Source organism: Thermophilibacter sp. ET337, from assembly GCF_024733715.1.
Taxonomy (GTDB): domain Bacteria; phylum Actinomycetota; class Coriobacteriia; order Coriobacteriales; family Atopobiaceae; genus Thermophilibacter.
Genome location: NZ_JANRHO010000015.1, coordinates 1 through 15,694 on the forward strand (window position 1 = coordinate 1; position 15,694 = coordinate 15,694).

General features: G+C 68.1%; 9 protein-coding genes. 3 read left to right on the forward strand and 6 right to left on the reverse strand.

What is annotated here, in order from left to right:
- Nucleotide 1 precedes the first annotated feature (1 nt).
- The 3 genes from NW198_RS09495 to NW198_RS09505 form a co-directional block, all read right to left on the reverse strand.
- Nucleotides 2-2,638 (reverse strand): S-layer homology domain-containing protein, encoded by a 2,637-nt coding sequence (locus tag NW198_RS09495; protein ID WP_258340921.1) that lies wholly within the window; start codon nucleotides 2,636-2,638, stop codon nucleotides 2-4.
- A 52-nt stretch (nucleotides 2,639-2,690) separates the two neighbouring features.
- Nucleotides 2,691-3,965: an ATP-binding protein gene (locus NW198_RS09500; RefSeq protein ID WP_258340923.1), complete on the reverse strand. Its 1,275-nt coding sequence runs from the start codon at nucleotides 3,963-3,965 to the stop codon at nucleotides 2,691-2,693.
- Nucleotides 3,966-4,161: 196 nt separating this feature from the next.
- Nucleotides 4,162-5,466 (reverse strand): ATP-binding protein, encoded by a 1,305-nt coding sequence (locus NW198_RS09505; RefSeq protein WP_258340924.1) that lies wholly within the window; start codon nucleotides 5,464-5,466, stop codon nucleotides 4,162-4,164.
- 714 nt (nucleotides 5,467-6,180) lie between these two features.
- On the opposite strand from NW198_RS09505, the gene NW198_RS09510 reads away from it, so the two are divergent.
- Nucleotides 6,181-7,374, forward strand: coding sequence for an IS110 family transposase (locus NW198_RS09510; protein ID WP_258340925.1), 1,194 nt, complete (start codon nucleotides 6,181-6,183; stop codon nucleotides 7,372-7,374).
- Nucleotides 7,375-7,430: 56 nt separating this feature from the next.
- Here NW198_RS09510 and NW198_RS09515 read toward each other — a convergent pair whose 3' ends face one another.
- Nucleotides 7,431-8,735: an ATP-binding protein gene (locus NW198_RS09515; protein WP_258340926.1), complete on the reverse strand. Its 1,305-nt coding sequence runs from the start codon at nucleotides 8,733-8,735 to the stop codon at nucleotides 7,431-7,433.
- 236 nt (nucleotides 8,736-8,971) lie between these two features.
- On the opposite strand from NW198_RS09515, the gene NW198_RS09520 reads away from it, so the two are divergent.
- On the forward strand, nucleotides 8,972-9,760 hold the full coding sequence (locus tag NW198_RS09520) for an ATP-binding protein (RefSeq protein WP_258340927.1): 789 nt from the start codon (nucleotides 8,972-8,974) through the stop codon (nucleotides 9,758-9,760).
- A 140-nt stretch (nucleotides 9,761-9,900) separates the two neighbouring features.
- Complete coding sequence (locus NW198_RS09525; RefSeq protein ID WP_258340928.1) at nucleotides 9,901-10,482, forward strand: hypothetical protein; 582 nt, start codon at nucleotides 9,901-9,903, stop codon at nucleotides 10,480-10,482.
- A 275-nt stretch (nucleotides 10,483-10,757) separates the two neighbouring features.
- Here NW198_RS09525 and NW198_RS09530 read toward each other — a convergent pair whose 3' ends face one another.
- Together NW198_RS09530 and NW198_RS09535 are read right to left on the reverse strand one after the other, a co-directional pair.
- Nucleotides 10,758-13,424, reverse strand: a complete 2,667-nt coding sequence (locus NW198_RS09530) for an S-layer homology domain-containing protein (RefSeq protein WP_258340929.1) — start codon at nucleotides 13,422-13,424, stop codon at nucleotides 10,758-10,760.
- A gap of 133 nt (nucleotides 13,425-13,557) precedes the next feature.
- Nucleotides 13,558-15,588, reverse strand: coding sequence for a S8 family serine peptidase (locus tag NW198_RS09535; RefSeq protein WP_258340930.1), 2,031 nt, complete (start codon nucleotides 15,586-15,588; stop codon nucleotides 13,558-13,560).
- Nucleotides 15,589-15,694 lie beyond the last annotated feature (106 nt).

Consider the following 15,694-nt stretch of genomic DNA (forward strand, 5'->3'; position numbering starts at 1 on the left):
GCTAGGCGATGGGGATGAGAGAGCTGTCGGCCTTCTCGGGCTGGTAGTTCACGACCATGGTCGCCGCGCGCATGCGCAGGATGGAGCCGGCGGGCGAGATCGCGGAGCCGTTGCCCATCACGCCGGCCTCGACGGCCCAGGCGACGGACTCCCTGGTCCAGTCGGAGACGCCGTCGGCGTCGGGGTAGGCGGCGAGCGTGGCGTCGGCGTCCTCGACCGTCACGTCCTCGCCCTTGGCCTTGGCGTAGTTGGCCAGCATGCAGGCGAACTCCTCGTTGGTCACCTTGCGGGAGACGCCGAAGGTGCCGTCGGCGTAGCCGTTGATGACGCCGGTCTGCTCGGCCCAGGCGATCGCCTTGGCGTAGAACTCGTTGCCGGTCACGTCGGAGAAGCCGGTCTCGTAGGTGCCGGTGTACTCGTTGTAGCCGGGCAGGTTGCCGTAGAGGGCGTCGCCGCCGGCCGTGTTGAACAGGACGCAGGCCGCCTCGGCGCGGGTGAGCTCGCGCATGGGGCTGAAGGTGTAGCCGGCGCCGTCGCCGTTCATGTAGCCGTTGGTCGCGGCGTCGTAGACGGCCTGGCTGTACCACTCGTCGGTCGGCACGTCGAGGAAGACGCCCTTGTCGGTGACATTGACCTCGACGCTGCCACCGACGACGTAGTTCTTCACGTCGACCGCGGTCTCGAAGGTGGCGACATAGATGCCGGCGTCCTTGAGCTCGGCGTCCTCCTTGTGGGACGGATAGCTCATCATGTAGGTCACGTCGTAGGCCTCGGCCGGGACCTCGACCTCGACGAGCTCGCCGTCGACCTTGTCATAGAACTTGAAGTCCGGGGTCAGCTCCTCGCCGGTCCAGGTGAGGTAGGGCGTGTTGTTGGCGGTGATGTCGCCCACGAGCTCGATATTGTCGACGGAGAGCGGAGCGACGGTGAGGTCGAAGTCCGCGTCGGTGTCGCTGTCGAACTCGAAGGTCTTGCCGTTGACCTGGACCTTGTAGTCGCCGGCGTCGGTGGCGGACTCGACCTCCTTGCCGGACTCGTCGGTGACCTTGACCTCGTAGTTGGACGGGTCGATCTCGTTGCCGTCGGCGTCCTTCACGACGACCTCGAGCTTCTCGAGCCAGTTCCCGCCGTCGTAGGTGACGGTGGCGTCGTTGCCGGCGAGCTTGCCGTCGAGGTAGAAGTACAGGCGCTGGTTCGCGACGAGATCCGCGCCGGTGACGTGAAGCTTGAGGAGCTTGCTGCCGCCGTACCACTTTTTGTAGGTGCCCTTGTAGGGCTTGACGCGGACGGTGACGTCGTAGTCGCCCTTGACGGTCGCGTCGCCGTCGACGGTGACCTCGAGCTGGTCGTCGCCGCTGTAGGTCTTGCCGTCGGTGCCGACGAGCTGGAGCTTGTCGGAGTCGAAGGCCTGGCCGGAGAACAGGTCGATGGTGAGCTGGGCGGGGTTGCCGGAGAGGGTGTAGTCGCCGTACCGGAGGGTGCCGGCGCTGGCGACCTCGTCGTCGAGTACGGCGTACTCGACGGTCGCGGAGCCCTTGATGGAGTCCTCGAGGCCCTTGCGGTTGGAGTTATCCTCGATGAGGCTGTCGATGGCGTCGGCATCGACCCCGATGGTGACCTCGTGGGTGCCCTTCGCGTCGTAGTCGGGGCTGTCGGCGTCGGTAACCTTGAGGAGGGACGCGATGCCGGTGTTGATCGTCTGACCGTTCACCAAGAGGCCGTTGAGGAGCGCGGTGCGGTTCGCGGGGCCGAGCTCGCCGTCGGGGTAGGCAACGTCGGCCGCGGTGAGGTCCAGCGGCTGGACGACGAACTCGACGCGGGCGGTCTTGCCGTCACGCGTCTCGATGTCGCAGAAGTAGGTGCCGGCGTAGGTGACGGCGCCGGTGTTGCCGGCGAAGTTCGTCCCGTCGGCCTTGTACCACTTCCATTTGACGACGTCCAGCTTGTTGCCGTCCTTGTCGGCGAACTTGATGTCGTTCGTGGTGAGGTTAAGGTTGTTGAAGACGATCTCCTTGTTGGAGGGGTCGCCGACGTAGGCGTAGGCGCCCTCGAGGGTGGTCGCGGCGGCCTTGAGGTTGAACTCGTAGTCGGGCGTCCGCTCGCTGCCCTTGGTCAGGTAGACGGCGTAGGTGCCCTCGGTGGCGTAGACGGGCTTCCCGCCGCCATCGCAGAGGAGGTTGTTGAAGTATAGGCTCGCCTGGTAGGCGTTGAGGTCCCCGCCGGAGTAAGAGGAGATGACCTTCTCGTACTTGGTGGAGCCGTCCTCGTTGGTGCCCGCGACGCGGTAGTAGTTGCCGCCCACGCCGAGGCCGTCGTAGTGGTCGGCCTCAATGGTGTCGGTAAGAGCCTCGCTGGGGACGACGTACCAGACGGAGTAGCTGTCGTCGATTCCCTCGCCGTCGAGTGCGGTCGGCACGAGGTACTGCCCCTTGCCGGGGACGAACGTTGCGCCCTCGGCAGCGGAGGAGTTCTGGGCGTTCGTGGCGCTGGTGAGCTCCGCGCTGCTCAGGTTGGTCACGGCCTGGAGCTCGATCCCGGCGCCCTCCGCCAGCGCGACCGCGGGGGCCGCGCCGAGCGCCAGCGCGCCCGCGAGGGCCGCTACGACGGCGCCCCTGGCCTTGTTGGTGCAAGCTGTCATGTGTTGTCTCCTTTTATGGGGAGACGGGGGCGCGCGCCCCGGGCGCTTCGCGCTACGCCCGGTGCAGCAGGAAGTCCGCGGCGGACAGGATCCTGATGCCGTCGACGTCCGTGGGGTAGCTGCCGCGCATGGCCACGACCATCTTGGGGTAGGCGTCGCGCACCGCCCGGAGCGGGGCGAGCTCGCGCGCCATGGTCCCGGGGTCGGTCATGTCCTCGGTCACCTGCACGTAGACGCGCTCGGGCCCGCGTGTGGCGACGAAGTCCACCTCGCCGGAGCGGAGCTTGCCCACGGAGACGTCCCAGCCGTCGTAGAGCAGCTGCAGGTACACGATGTTCTCGAAGACCCGCCCCTGGTCCGCGTCGCGGTAGCCCTGGAGGTAGCTCCTCAGGCCCGGGTCCACCACGTAGTGCTTGCCCCCGGTCTTGAGCAGCTCCCTGCCCTTGATGTCGTAGCGCCTCACGGGGTAGAAGAGGTAGGCGTCGCACAGGGCGGAGACGTAGGCGTCCACCGTCTCGTTGGCCACGCGCGCGCCCTCGGCGCGGATGGTGCCCGCGATGCTGTTGGTGGAGTTCTCGTTGCCCACGTTGTCCGCCAGGAAGGAGCAGAGCCTGCGCAGGAGGTCGGGGTTCGTGAGCCTGCGCGCCCCCCGGCGGCGGTCCCTCTCCAGGATGTCGCGGACGATCACGGTGTCGTGGAGCGACTTGAGGTAGGCCCGGTGCTCGGCGGCGTCCGGCTCCGAGAGCGCGAGGAAGGGGAGCCCCCCGTAGCGCCGGTACTGGTCCAGCATGGCGGAGAGCGTGCCGTAGGAGCCGTCCCGCAGGCGCACGAGGTCGGCCTGCGGGCCCCCGGCCGGGAACCACTCCGCCCCGCGGAAGTCGAGGTACTCGGCGAAGGTGAGCGGGAGCATCTCCACCTCCACGTAGCGCCCGGAGATCATCGTGGAGAGCTCGCTGGAGAGCAGGTAGGCGTTCGAGCCGGTCACGTAGATGTCGCAGTCGAGGTCCACGCGAAGGGAGTTCACGGCCCTCTCCCAGCCCTCGACCTGCTGCAGCTCGTCGAAGAAGAGGTACGGCCGCTCCACGCCCTCGGCCCGCTCGCGCACGATCGCGTAGAGGTCCCGGTAGTCCCCTATGCCGTCGAACTCCATGGACTCCATCTTGAACTCCAGGAGCCTCCCCTCCGGGACGCCCTCTGCCCTCAGGTGCTCCCGCGCCATGTCGAGCAGGGTGGACTTCCCGCAGCGCCTCACCCCCGTGACCACCTTGATGAGGTCGCGGTCGCGAAAGCGCATGAGCCGGTCGAGGTACCTCTGGCGAACGATCACGTCTGCTCCAATGTGAAAGATCTGCATCTCTTGCGAGTTTTTAGCATGGTATCAGACCGTGCCCGTGGCGCGCTCGCCCGCAATGCGAAAGATCTGCATCCCGTGCGAGTTTTTAGCATGGCGGCCGAGGGCGGCCGGCCGTTGCGTGCCAATGGGTTGCTTACGTCCGGGATGCGCGACATGGGCGGGAGGCCCACTAGGCGCCCAGGCAGCGCAGAGGGACCACGTAGACCCCCTCCCCGGTGCGCCGGGCGTAGCGCGAGACGCCCGTGACCACGGCCACGAACTCGGGCTCCCGCACCCGGGCGCGCGGGTTCTCGCAGAGCTTGCGGCGCAGGCGCAGCAGGCTCGACACGCCGGCGGCGACCTTGTCCTCGCTCACCTTGAACTCGAAGGCCGCCCACCTGCCGTCGGCGAGCTCGACCACCGCGTCCACCTCCAGGCCCGAGTCGTCGCGGTAGTAGCGCACCGGCTCGAAGCCTATGTCGGGCAGGGCACGCGCGAAGACCGTGAGGTCGCGCACGCACATCGCCTCGAAGAGCAGGCCGAAGGTCTGCCAGTCGCCCAGCAGGGCGTCGGGCCCCATGCCGAGCTGCGCGGCGGCAAGCGACGGGTCGGCCAGGTAGCGCCTGGGCTTGGTGGCGAGCCTCTTGCGCGAGCGGGCCTGCGGGACCCACCCCGGGACCTCCTCCACGAGGTAGCTGGCCTTGAGGAACGCGAGGTACGACGCCAGGGTGTCGTCCGAGATCAGGGAGGCGGGGTCGTCCTCCCCGCCGTACATGTCCGCGATGACGGTGCGGTAGGTCGCGGCCTGCCCGAGGTTGCGCGCGAGCGACGCCACGAGCCTGCCCGTCACCTCGCCGTCCCTGCCCGCCGCGGGCGCGCTCTCGGTGAGGAACAGCCTCAGGTACTCGCGGGCGACCGTCTGGGCGCGGGCGACGTCCATCCCGACCGCCTCGGGCCAGCCCCCGCGGCACGCCAGCTCGACGAGCTCCCGGGTGCCGCCCGGAGCCGCGCAGGGGGCGAACTCCCCGCGGAACAGGCCGGCCAGGCTGACCTCGCCCGTGGAGTCCCCGCTCTCCGCGAGCGTCATGGGGTGCATGCGGATGCGGCCGATCCTCCCCGCGCCGCTGTGGGCGGGCGCCTCGCCGCCGCGCCGGGCGAGGGGCGTGGAGGAGCCCGTGAGGATCCAGCCCCCTCGCAGGCCGCGGGAGCGGTCCACGCCGCGGCGCACGGCGTCCCAGACCCGGGGGGCGAGCTGCCACTCGTCGATGACGTGGGGCATCTCGCCCAGCGTCATGAGCGAGGGGTCGGCGCGGGCGAGGTCGAGGTCGTCGTCGACGTAGCTCACGCTCGCCCCGTGGGACAGCGCCGTCCACGTCTTCCCGCACCACTTGGTGCCCGCTATCTCCACCGCGCCGAACGTCCCGAGATAGCGCTCCACCTGCTCGTCCACCACGCGCGGGAGGTACCCCTCCGGCGTCAGCCTGCCCCCTGCCATCTGGCCCCCTCTCCTCTGCTCACGTCGATTGTAGCAGTGCGTTCGGTATTTTCCGAATGTGGCGTTCGGTATTTTCCGATAATCTCGTTCGGCATTTTCCGACAATCGAGTTCGGCAGAACACCAGCTCTCCGTGCCGGTGGTTGATCGTCATTCGGAGCGCATGACTTTGCGCACTCCGAATGACGATCAACCGGCAAAGACGAGCAGCGTCAAACCCGAAAGCGAAACGCCGCCAAACCTTGAATGGAATCGGCCTGTGCGGCGCGCGGGCGGCCGGCGCCAAGGGCGCGGGCGGGCTGTGCAAACATGGGCGCGGGCGGTGCCGTCGGCGGAGCAGGGCTCGGGGATGCGGTCGCGCTTGGCCCCAAACGGCCGCCGCCTCCGCCTAAGAGGAGACGGCGCATGCGGTTACGTCCGGTCGCGTCCGGTCGCGACCGCGGCCAAGATCAGCCGCGAGATGCCGTGGTCGGAGCCTTTCAAGAACCGTCATGCGGTAGGAGTCAACAACCAATCCACGGCGCCTCGCGGCTGGTCGGCAGGCGTGGGGGACCGCGTCCCGATGGGTAAATAATAGCAGCACAGGCACGTCAAATCCGCGCGGGCGCGCGGCGCGGCCCCCTTAACTGCGGAGGGGGCCCGCCCGTCCGCGCTGCTCCGGCCGTCCGTCAGGGGGCCCGGCCCCCCGCCGGGCCGCGTCATAGGAGGTGCCGTTATGGTCTCGGTTGGCATTGACGTCGCGAAGGACAAGCACGACTGCTTCATCCTCGGGGAGGGCGGAGAGGTGCTCGCGGACGTGTTCACCGTCCCCAACACCCAGGAGGGCTTCAGCCGCCTCGCGGAGCGGATCTGCTCGTGCCGCCCGGAGGGGGAGCCCGTGCGCGTGGGGCTCGAGGCGACGGGGCACTACAGCCACAACATCCTCGAGTTTTTGGTGGGCAGCGGCTTTGACACCTTCGTCCTCAACCCGCTCTCCGCCAACCTCTACCGCAAGAGCCTCACGCTGCGGAAGACCAAGACGGACCGCGTGGACGCCAGGAACATCGCTGCGATGCTGCTCTCCGGCAAGGGGCTCGAGCCCTATCGCGGGGCCGAGCGCACGATCGCCGACCTCAAGTCGCTCACGCGCTACCGCTTCGACAAGGTGCGCGACCGCGCGAAGCTCAAGCAGTCCATCTCGCGACTGGTGTGCATCCTGTTCCCGGAGCTCGAGAAGATGGTGCCCACCCTGCACATGGTCTCGGTCTACGCGCTGCTGGAGCGCTACCCCGGCGCCGCCCAGGTGGCCGGGGCGGACCCCCGCGAGCTGCGCGCCCTTCTCGACGAGAGCTCCCGCCACCACTGCCGGGAGGGCATGGCCGAGGACCTGCGCGCCGCCGCGGCGTCCTCCATCGGGTCGAGCATGCCCGCGAAGTCCATGGAGCTGCAGCACACCATCCGCCTCATCCGCGAGCTCGGGGCCGAGATAGGCGAGGTCGAGCGCTCCATCCGCTCCATCATGGACGAGCTTGACTCTCCCATCACCACCATCCCGGGCGTGGGCTACAAGATGGGCGCGATGATCATCGCGGAGTCCGGGGGCCTCTCTCGCTTCGAGTCCGCCGACAAGCTCCTGGCCTACGCCGGGATGTCCCCCTCGACCTACCAGTCCGGCCAGCTCAAGAACTGCTTCCCCCACATGGAGAAGCGCGGCTCGCGCTACCTGCGCTACGCGCTCTACAACGCCACCAAGTACGTCTGCCGCTGGGATCCGACCTTCGCCGCGTACCTGGAGAAGAAGCGCTCCGAGGGCAAGCACTACAACGTGGCGCTCTCCCACGCCACCAAGAAGCTCGTGCGGGTGATCTTTGCGCTGGAGCGCTCGCGCCAGCCCTACCGGCCCGCGCCCCCGGCGGAGGCCGCGGCCTAGCGCCGCCGGGCGCCGGCAGGCGCGGGGTCGCCCGGTCGGGGGCGAGGCCCCGGGCCCTACGCCCCCAGGGCGGCGAGGGGGATCACATAGACGTCCGCCTCGGCGTCGTAGCGGGCAAACTCGCCCGCCCCGGTGAGGACCGCCATGAAGGAGGGCTCGGGGTTGCGCGCCGCGGGGTTCGCGGCGACCTTGCGTCGCAGCCGGTTGAGCGCGGCCGCCCCGGCGGCCACCCCCGACTCGCCGAGCTTCACCTCGAACCCGGCCCACCTCCCGTCCCTGAGCTCGACGATCGCGTCGACCTCGAGGCCGTCCGAGTCCCGGTAGTAGTGGAGCGGGTCCGGGCCGGCCCCGGGGAGGGCCGAGGCGTAGACGGCGAGGTCGTGGAGGCAGAGCGACTCAAAGAGCAGGCCGAGGAGCTGGCCGTCCTCGAGCAGGCGCTCGGGGCCGACCTGCAGCAGGCTCGCGGCGAGCGAGGGATCGGCGAAGTAGCGCTTGGGCTTGGTGCGCAGGCGGCTCTTGGAGCGGATGGGCGCGTCCCAGCCGCCGACGGGCTCGACCACGTAGAGCGCCTCGAGCGCCGCAACGTGCTCGGACGCCTTCCTCGCCGCGGTCTCGGGCGCGAGGTCGTCCCCGAAGGCGTCGGCTCCCAGCGTCTCGTACTTGGCGGAGGTGCCCAGGTTCCGGGCGAGGGAGAGCGCCACGCGCCGCGACTCGGCGCCGTCGAGGCCGCGGCGCGGCACGCTCACGCCAAAGACGGCGTCGAAGTAGGCGTCGAGGTAGCGGGGGGACGCGGGCGCGCCGGTCCCCACGAGCGCGGGCCAGCCCCCGCGGCACAGGATGCGCGCGAGGGGCTCGAGGCGCTGCTGCACGAGCTGCGGCTCGAAGCGCCCGTCGAAGAGCCCGGCGAGCGAGACGGCGCCCGTCGACTCGCCCGTCTCCTGGAGGGACATCGTCCGCATGCGCAGGCGCGCGATGCGGCCCGCCCCGCTGTGGCTCACTCGCTCCTTCCTCGGCGACGAGGAGCCCGTGAGCACGTACAGCCCCCTGGCGCCCGCCTCGGAGTCCACGCGGTCGCGCACGGCATCCCAGACCTCCGGGACGTCCTGCCACTCGTCGACAAGATGGGGGCGCGCGCCCATCAGGGCGAGGCTCGGGTCCGCCTCGACGGCGCGGCGGACGCCGGGGTTGCCCACCCGCGTGACGCTCTCCGAGACAGAGAGCGAGGTCCAGGTCTTGCCGCACCACATGGTGCCCGCCACCTCGACCGCGCCGAACTCGCCGAGCATCTCCCGGAGGGTCCCGTCGCACGTCCTCGGCAGGTACCCCTCCGGCGCGAGCGCTCCGCGCGTCATGTCCGCCATCCCGCCCCCTCGGTCGAAAAACGATTTTAGAGGATGATACCATACGGTTTCAGAGGATGATGGCCACCAATTTCAGAGGCACCATGCCGTCGGGTTGATTGCTACTCGTAGTGCACAAAGTCATGCACTTGAATTGTCGGCCGCGCGAGATGCGGGCGCATGCCACAAAGGGGCCGGAGCCCAGCCCCCGCCCCCTATTATGGGGAGACGGGAGCAAGGCTGGCGTGATGTAACCCGTGAAGAGCGTCCAGTCCTTCTCCTTCGCCGCCTGCTCGTCGCTGGACGCCAGCCAGCGATTTGACGCCCCCCTGATCGAGTTCTCCCCGGACCGGCTTTCCGACGGGGACCTCGTGCTTGACGACGGCGACCTGCCCCGATCCCTCTACCGGCTGAAGACCGTCGCACCGCGGAGGTACGAGGACTTCCTCTACGCGGTCTACTCGCTGTTCCCGAGCTTCCAGAGCATCTCGGTGGACGCCTACGAAGTGAGGCAGGAGGTGCACGACCGGCTCAGTGAGAGCCTCCCGGACGGGGACGAGGAGCTGCCCATCCGCATCAGGGACGAGCTGTATCGGGTGACGGTCAGGGACGAGAGCCTCAACCAGCCCGTCGACATCTCCCGCATGTCGACCGGAACCAAGCGGATCATCTGGCTGGTGACCAACGTCATCATCGCGAGCGAGATCGGCGCGGGTTGCGTGGGCGTCGAGGAGGTGGAGACCAGCATCCACCCCCGGATGCTCGAGTCGCTCCTGGAAATTCTGGAGGAGAACCAGCGCGGCACGTCGCTCATCCTCACGAGCCACTCCCCCTACCTCATCCAGTATCTGAAGCCAGGCAACGTCTACGTGGGGGTGCCGTCCCGGGATGGGGTCGCCACGTTCAGAAAGATCGCCCCAGGCGGGGTGCACGCCGTCATCGAGAACGCCAGGAGCCGAGGGCTCGGGTACGGGGACCATCTCTTCGAGCTGATGTCGGGCGGGGACGACGGCATGAGGGCTCTTGCGGAGTTCTTGGAGGCATGATGCGCGAGGGGGCATACGGAGGCGGAATCGCATTCATCGTGGAGGGTCAGACGGAGGAGGAGTTCTACCGTCAGTACCTCCTGTAGGCATGCTCCGCCCATCCCGGCTCGTACTTTCGAGAGGGTAGGGATTTCGGGGAGGTGAGCTACGCGGTCTTCAACGGGACGCGGGAGATGCTCGTCAAGTTCATGTCGATGAACTCCATCTCGCAGATTACCAACTCCGCCGCATGGTTCCTTCGGTCCTGCGTAGCGAGGCACCGCGAGATCCCCTGGTACGTGTTCCTCGCGTACGACACCGACGGGCACAACGCCCCCATCTCGCAGTTCCACGAGGGGGACTGGAAGGTTCTGAGGGAGGAGATTGGCGGCAGCGCCCGCATGGTCGTCAACCTCGCCGCGGAGGCGGACATCGAGGACGTCATGCTCCTGGACCCGTCGGGGGTGCTTTCGTTCCTCGGCCTCCCGCCCGACACGGAGGTCCCGCGCGGCGGCAAGGGGAAGTCGAAGATGAAGGCCCTGCACCGGATGGCGTCCGTTAGGAGGGCATATCACGAGGGCACCAAGGCGAGGTCCCTCATCAGGTCCCTGGACATGGAAGCCATCGCGGCGAGGTCCCCCATACCGTTTTCCGCCATCGACGGGGTAATCTGGCCTGCCGCCTCGCCCGAGGGTCGCCCCAACCCATCTATAGATGGGCACTGCGTAACCTCGCCTCCGTGACATGCCGCCAGCAGGGCATCGTCCAAGAGCGAGCACGAGGGAAACGTGGTGAGGGGCGGCATCTGCCGCCCCTCACCTGATCAATCTCTTTGACTTGCGTCTGCCGGCCCCAGATGGGCCGCCCTCCCCCTCTCTTGCGAGCGTAGAGGGGGAGGGCACCGTCACGCCCTGCGCCACGCTGACAGCCTGCTCGAGCCGTTAGGCTCCCCACGGGGCTCTGCGCGAACAGAGCCCCGTGGGGAGCCCTCCCCCGGAGGGGAGGGACTCGGGTCTTGCTACTGGCGGTCGGGGTTGACCGGCTTGATGGTGATGACCAGGTCGCCCAGCTTCTTGGGCTGCGCGTTGACGGCCATGGTCGCCGCGCGCATGCGCAGGATGGAGCCGGCAGGCGAGATGTTGGCGCCGCCGCCCATGATGCCCTCGGAGACGCACCAGGCCACGGCGTCCTCGGCCCAGTCGGAGACGACGGAGGCGTCGGGGTAGGCCGCGAGGACCTCGTCGGCGTCGACGGCCTTGTACTCGTTCTTGGCCTTGGCGTAGTTCGCGAGCATGCAGGCGAACTCCTCGTTGGTCACCTTGCGGGAGACGCCGAAGGTGCCGTCGGCGTAGCCGTTGATGATCCCGGTCGCCTTGCACCAGGCCACGGCCTTGGCGAAGAACTCGTTGCCGGCGACGTCGGAGAAGCCGGTCTCGTAGACCTTGCCCTCGGTGTTGTAGCCGGGGATGGTCTCGTTGGAGTACATGGTGTCGCCGCCGGCCATGTTGAAGAGCACGCACGCCGCCTCGGCGCGGGTGAGCTCGCGCATCGGGGAGAAGGTAGCGCCGGCGCCGTCGCCGTTCATGTAGCCGAGCTTGGCGGCCTCGTAGACGCCCTGGCTGTACCACTCGTTCATCGGCACGTCGAGGAAGACGTCCTTCTTGGTGACCTCGAAGTTGGCGCGGACGTCCTTGGCGAAGCGGTAGTTCTCGACGTCGACCGCGGCGTCGAAGTACGCGACGTAGGTGCCCTCGTCCTTGACGACGGCGTCCTTCTTCTCGGGCAGCGGCTTGGTCCTCACGTAGGTGACCTCGTAGGCCTCGGCCGGGACCTCGACCTCGACGTACTCGTCGTCGACGTAGTCGAAGAACTTGAAGGTCGGCTTCAGCTCCTCGCCGGTCCAGGTGAGGTAGGAGGTGCCGTTGGCGGTGAGGTCGGGCACGACATCGACCCAATCGACCTCGAGCGGGTCGACGGTGAGGTAGAGGGTGTCGCCCACGCCGCCGTCGAAGGTAAAGGTCTTGCCGGTCACCTTGACCTCATAGTCGCCGTGATCGACGACGGAGTCGACCTCCTTGCCGTCCTTGGTGACCTTCACCTCGTAGTTGGACGGGTCAATCTCGTTGCCGTCGGCGTCCTTCACGACGACCTCGAGCTTCTTGAGCCAGTCCTCGCCGTCGTAGGTGACGGTGGCGTAGTCGCCCGTGAGCTTCCCGTCGAGGTAGAAGTACAGGCGCTGGTTGGCGTCGAGGTCGGCGCCGGTGACGTGGAGGTCGAAGTCGGTCACGCCGCCCAGCCAGTCGCCGTCCTTCTGGAAGGGCTTGACGCGGACGTAGACGGTGGGCTTGCCCTCGACGGTGGCGTCGCCGTCGACGGTGACCTCGATGTCGTCGCCCTTGTAGGTCTTGCCGCCGTACACGACGCTCAGCTTGGAGGCGTCGAACTTCTCGCCCTTGAAGAGGTTGACGAAGAGGTCGGAGGTGACGGTCATGTCGCCGTACTTGAGGGTGGCGCCGTCCGTGAAGACGTCGGTGTCGAGGACGGCGACCTCGATGGTCCCGGAGCTGAGGATGCTCGTGTCGTTGGGACGGTTGGACTTCAGCGTGACGGTGTAGATGCCCTTGGCGTCGGCGAAGTACTGCACGCCCTCCGGGCCGACGACGGTGATGTCGATGCAGCTCTTCAGGTCGCTGGTCAGGGGCTCGCCGTCAATGGTAAGCGCATCGAGAATCTTGCCGTTGCGCTGGGCCACGGTGCCGGAGTTGGGGCCGCTGGTGAAGTCGTCGACGTGCAGGGTGGCCTTGGAGAGGTCGATGGCGTCGATGGTGAACGAGATGTTCTTGACGCTCACGCCGTCCTTCCTCAGCTCGGCGGTGTAGGTGCCGGCCTCGGTCGGGGTGTTGCCGGGGACCGCAACGCCCTTCGCGTCGCGGACCGTGAAGGTGTAGCCGGTGGTGTCGAACACGTCACCGTCGGCATCCGCCAGGCCGATCGTCTGGGGCTCGGCGTCGAAGGTGAACGTGGTGTCGGAGGTGTCGGAGCCGGAGGCGTCGTAGACGTAGAGTCCGTCAAGGTTGGACTTGGCGGCCACGATCTCGAAGTTGAACGACTTGGTGTGGTCACTGTCCGAGACGTTGACGGCGTAGTCCCCGTTGGTAACGAGAATCCTGTCGCCGTTGCCGTCGTAGAGGTTGCCGGTGAAGTAGGCCTTGGCGACTCCGGCGCTGATTGTATAGCTGGTCCCGGTGTAGCCGCTAAGGTTGACGACCTCGCCGCTCTTGTTCGGAGCCGTGTAGTAGATTCCGTCCTTGAAGAAGCCCTCATAGGCGCCCTCGGAGCCCTGGACGCTGCTCGCGACGGGGACGATGTAGGTGACGGTCCAGTCACTGTCGACCTTCTCGGCTGCTCCACCCTCAACCGAGACCCAGGTCGGGACGAGGTACTGCTTGTTGCCGTTCTCGAAGGAGACGCCGGTCTTCAGGGCGTCCTCGCTGACGGAGTGGCCCGTGCCGTCCTGGGCCTTGACGAGGTCCACGTCGTTCTTGGGGTCGACGGACTGCAGGCTCACGTCGCCCGTGCCGGTCGCCAGCGCGATCGCCGGGACCGCGCCGACGGAGAGGACGCCGACGAGCGCCGCGGTGACGACGCGGCGGGCCTTCCCCCCGTTGTTGGTGCAAGCTGTCATGTGTTGTCTCCTTTTAATTGCGAAGGGACAACCTCTTGCGACGGGTTCTTCTCGCTAAACGGGAGGCGCCCCTTGCGGGGGCGCCTGGGAGGACGTGTTGCGCTGATTGGGTTTGCGCTCGGGTTCTTCTCGTCTAGGCCCCAAACGCGTAGTTCACGAGCATTGCGGCGCAGGTCGCGCGGTCCATTGCGGCGGTGGGGGAGAGCCAGCCGTTGTTGCCCATGATCTTCTTGCCGGCGACCCAGGCCACGTTTGCGCGCGCCCAGTCGGTGACGTAGGCGGAGTCGGGGAAGGAGGCGAGGGTCTCCTCGACGCCCTCGGGGCTCGTGACGGAGGTGTCGCCGTCGATGACGAGGGCGTAGTTGGCGAGCATGCAGGCAAACTCCTGGCGCGTCACAAAGCTGTGCGGGCGGAAGGTCCCGTCGCCGTCCCCGTTGATGACCCCGTTCTCCTTGCACCAGATGATGGCCTCGGTGTAGAACTGGTCGGTCTCGACGTCCGGGAAGCTGACCTTCCAGCCGGTCTCGTCGTCCCAGTTCTGGGACGTCTTCTCGAGGGTCTGGCCGGAGAGGTTGTAGAGCACGCAGGCGACCTCGGCACGCGTGAGACGCGTGAGCGGGGCAAAGGTGCCGTCGCCGTGGCCGTTCATGATGCCGTTTGCGGCCGCCGTGCCCACGACGTCGTAGTACCAGTCGGTCTCGTAGACGTCGGAGAAGGTGGGGGTCTTGGGCTCGTCGGAGGCGAGCAGGTGCTCGAGGGCGGCGCCGGCGTCGAGCGAGCCGTGGCTGCCGCTGGTCTGGGTGCGGTCGTCGTCGGGGTCGACGACGGGGATCGCGGTCTCGTACATTGCCTCGAGAACCTCGTCGACCGTGGCGTCCGGGTCGGCCGCGAAGAGCAGCGCGGCGGTGCCAGAGACGATGGGCGTGGCGAGCGAGGTGCCCGACGAGGAGCCCGAGTAGCCGCTGCCGGTGCTCGCGGTGGACCAGATGGAGCGGCCCGGGGCGCTGATGTCCTTGGCGTCGTTGAAGTCCGACCAGTGGATGTTGGTGCCGTCCTTCTCAAGGGCGGTCACGCTGACGCACTCCTCGAAGTCGCCGGGGTAGATGTTCTCGTGGTAGTTGCCCTCGGAGTCCGTGTTGGGCTCGGTGTAGTCTCCGTTGCCGCCGGCGCACACGGTGAGGATGCCCAGGTCGCGGGCCTCGCGGATGAGGTCGTGGAGGTCGTCGTCGTTGACGGCCTCGCTGTAGCTGCCCAGGCTCAGGTTGAAGACGCGAACGTTTGTGAGCTCACCTGTGCGCACGAGGTCGAGGACGTACTCGTAGGCGCGGATGAGCTCGGCGGATCCGGTGGTCGAGGAGTTGTCCGGCAGGACCTTGATGGGGAGGACGTTGGCGTTGTAGGAGGCGCCGGCGACGCCGACCCCGTTGTTGGTGACCGCGGCGGCGATGCCCGCGACGAGCGTGCCGTGGCCCACGTGGTCCGAGGAGCCGGTCTCCGCCAGGGTCACGGAGAGAGGCTGCTCGTTGGCGGAGTCCCACGCGTAGCCGGCGAGGATGTTGTCCGCGAGGTCGGGGTGGTCGAGGCGGGCGCCGGAGTCCAGCGTGACGATGGTAACGGCGTTGTTGGTCTTCGCGAGCTCCCAGGCGCCCACCAGGTTGGAGGAGTAGAGCCAGTACTGGTTGGGGGAGTCGTAGGGGCTGGAGATCTGGGCGTAGGGGTCGTTGGCGGCGATGGCCTCGCGCAGGGTGGTGGCGAGGGTCGTGGCGGTGCCGGCGGCGGAGGTTGCGCCGGCGGCGGTGTCCTCGGCGGGGAGGATGAGCTCGTAGACGTAGTTGAGCTGGGCGTGGTCGACGCCGGGGATCTCCTGCGCGGCCGCGAGGGCCTGGTCGTCCGTCTGGCCGGCTGCGGGCTGGGCCTCGACGGTGAGCTCGCCCTGCGAGAAGCTCACGATGCCCTCGACCTCGAGGCCGGCCGCGTCGAGCGCGGAGGTGGCGTCTGCCAGCAGCGAGACCTCGTCGGCCGCGGGCTGGCTCATGGTCACGAGGATGCCGTCGGAGACGGCGCCCTGCGCGAGGGCGGAGACGGGGGAGGTCAGGGCGGCTGCGAGCGAGAGGCCGGCGAGGGTAGCAAGGGCGAGGGGGGTGCGAGGGGCGTGGTTTCTCATGGCGGATCCTTTGCGAGAGGTTCTTCTCGGCGGCAGATCTTGGCTGCGGTTGCCCCATTGTAGCGCTTGGGGTTAGGGAGGCCGGGGCCTTGGCGGCGGGCGGGCC

What these genes read in the sequence shown, in the direction of transcription:
- NW198_RS09495 (WP_258340921.1), bottom strand. Translation starts at nt 2,638, where the DNA reads ATGACAGCTTGCACCAACAAGGCCAGGGGCGCCGTCGTAGCGGCCCTC.
- NW198_RS09505 (WP_258340924.1), bottom strand. Translation starts at nt 5,466, where the DNA reads ATGGCAGGGGGCAGGCTGACGCCGGAGGGGTACCTCCCGCGCGTGGTG.
- NW198_RS09510 (WP_258340925.1), top strand. Translation starts at nt 6,181, where the DNA reads ATGGTCTCGGTTGGCATTGACGTCGCGAAGGACAAGCACGACTGCTTC.
- NW198_RS09515 (WP_258340926.1), bottom strand. Translation starts at nt 8,735, where the DNA reads ATGGCGGACATGACGCGCGGAGCGCTCGCGCCGGAGGGGTACCTGCCG.
- NW198_RS09530 (WP_258340929.1), bottom strand. Translation starts at nt 13,424, where the DNA reads ATGACAGCTTGCACCAACAACGGGGGGAAGGCCCGCCGCGTCGTCACC.
- NW198_RS09535 (WP_258340930.1), bottom strand. Translation starts at nt 15,588, where the DNA reads ATGAGAAACCACGCCCCTCGCACCCCCCTCGCCCTTGCTACCCTCGCC.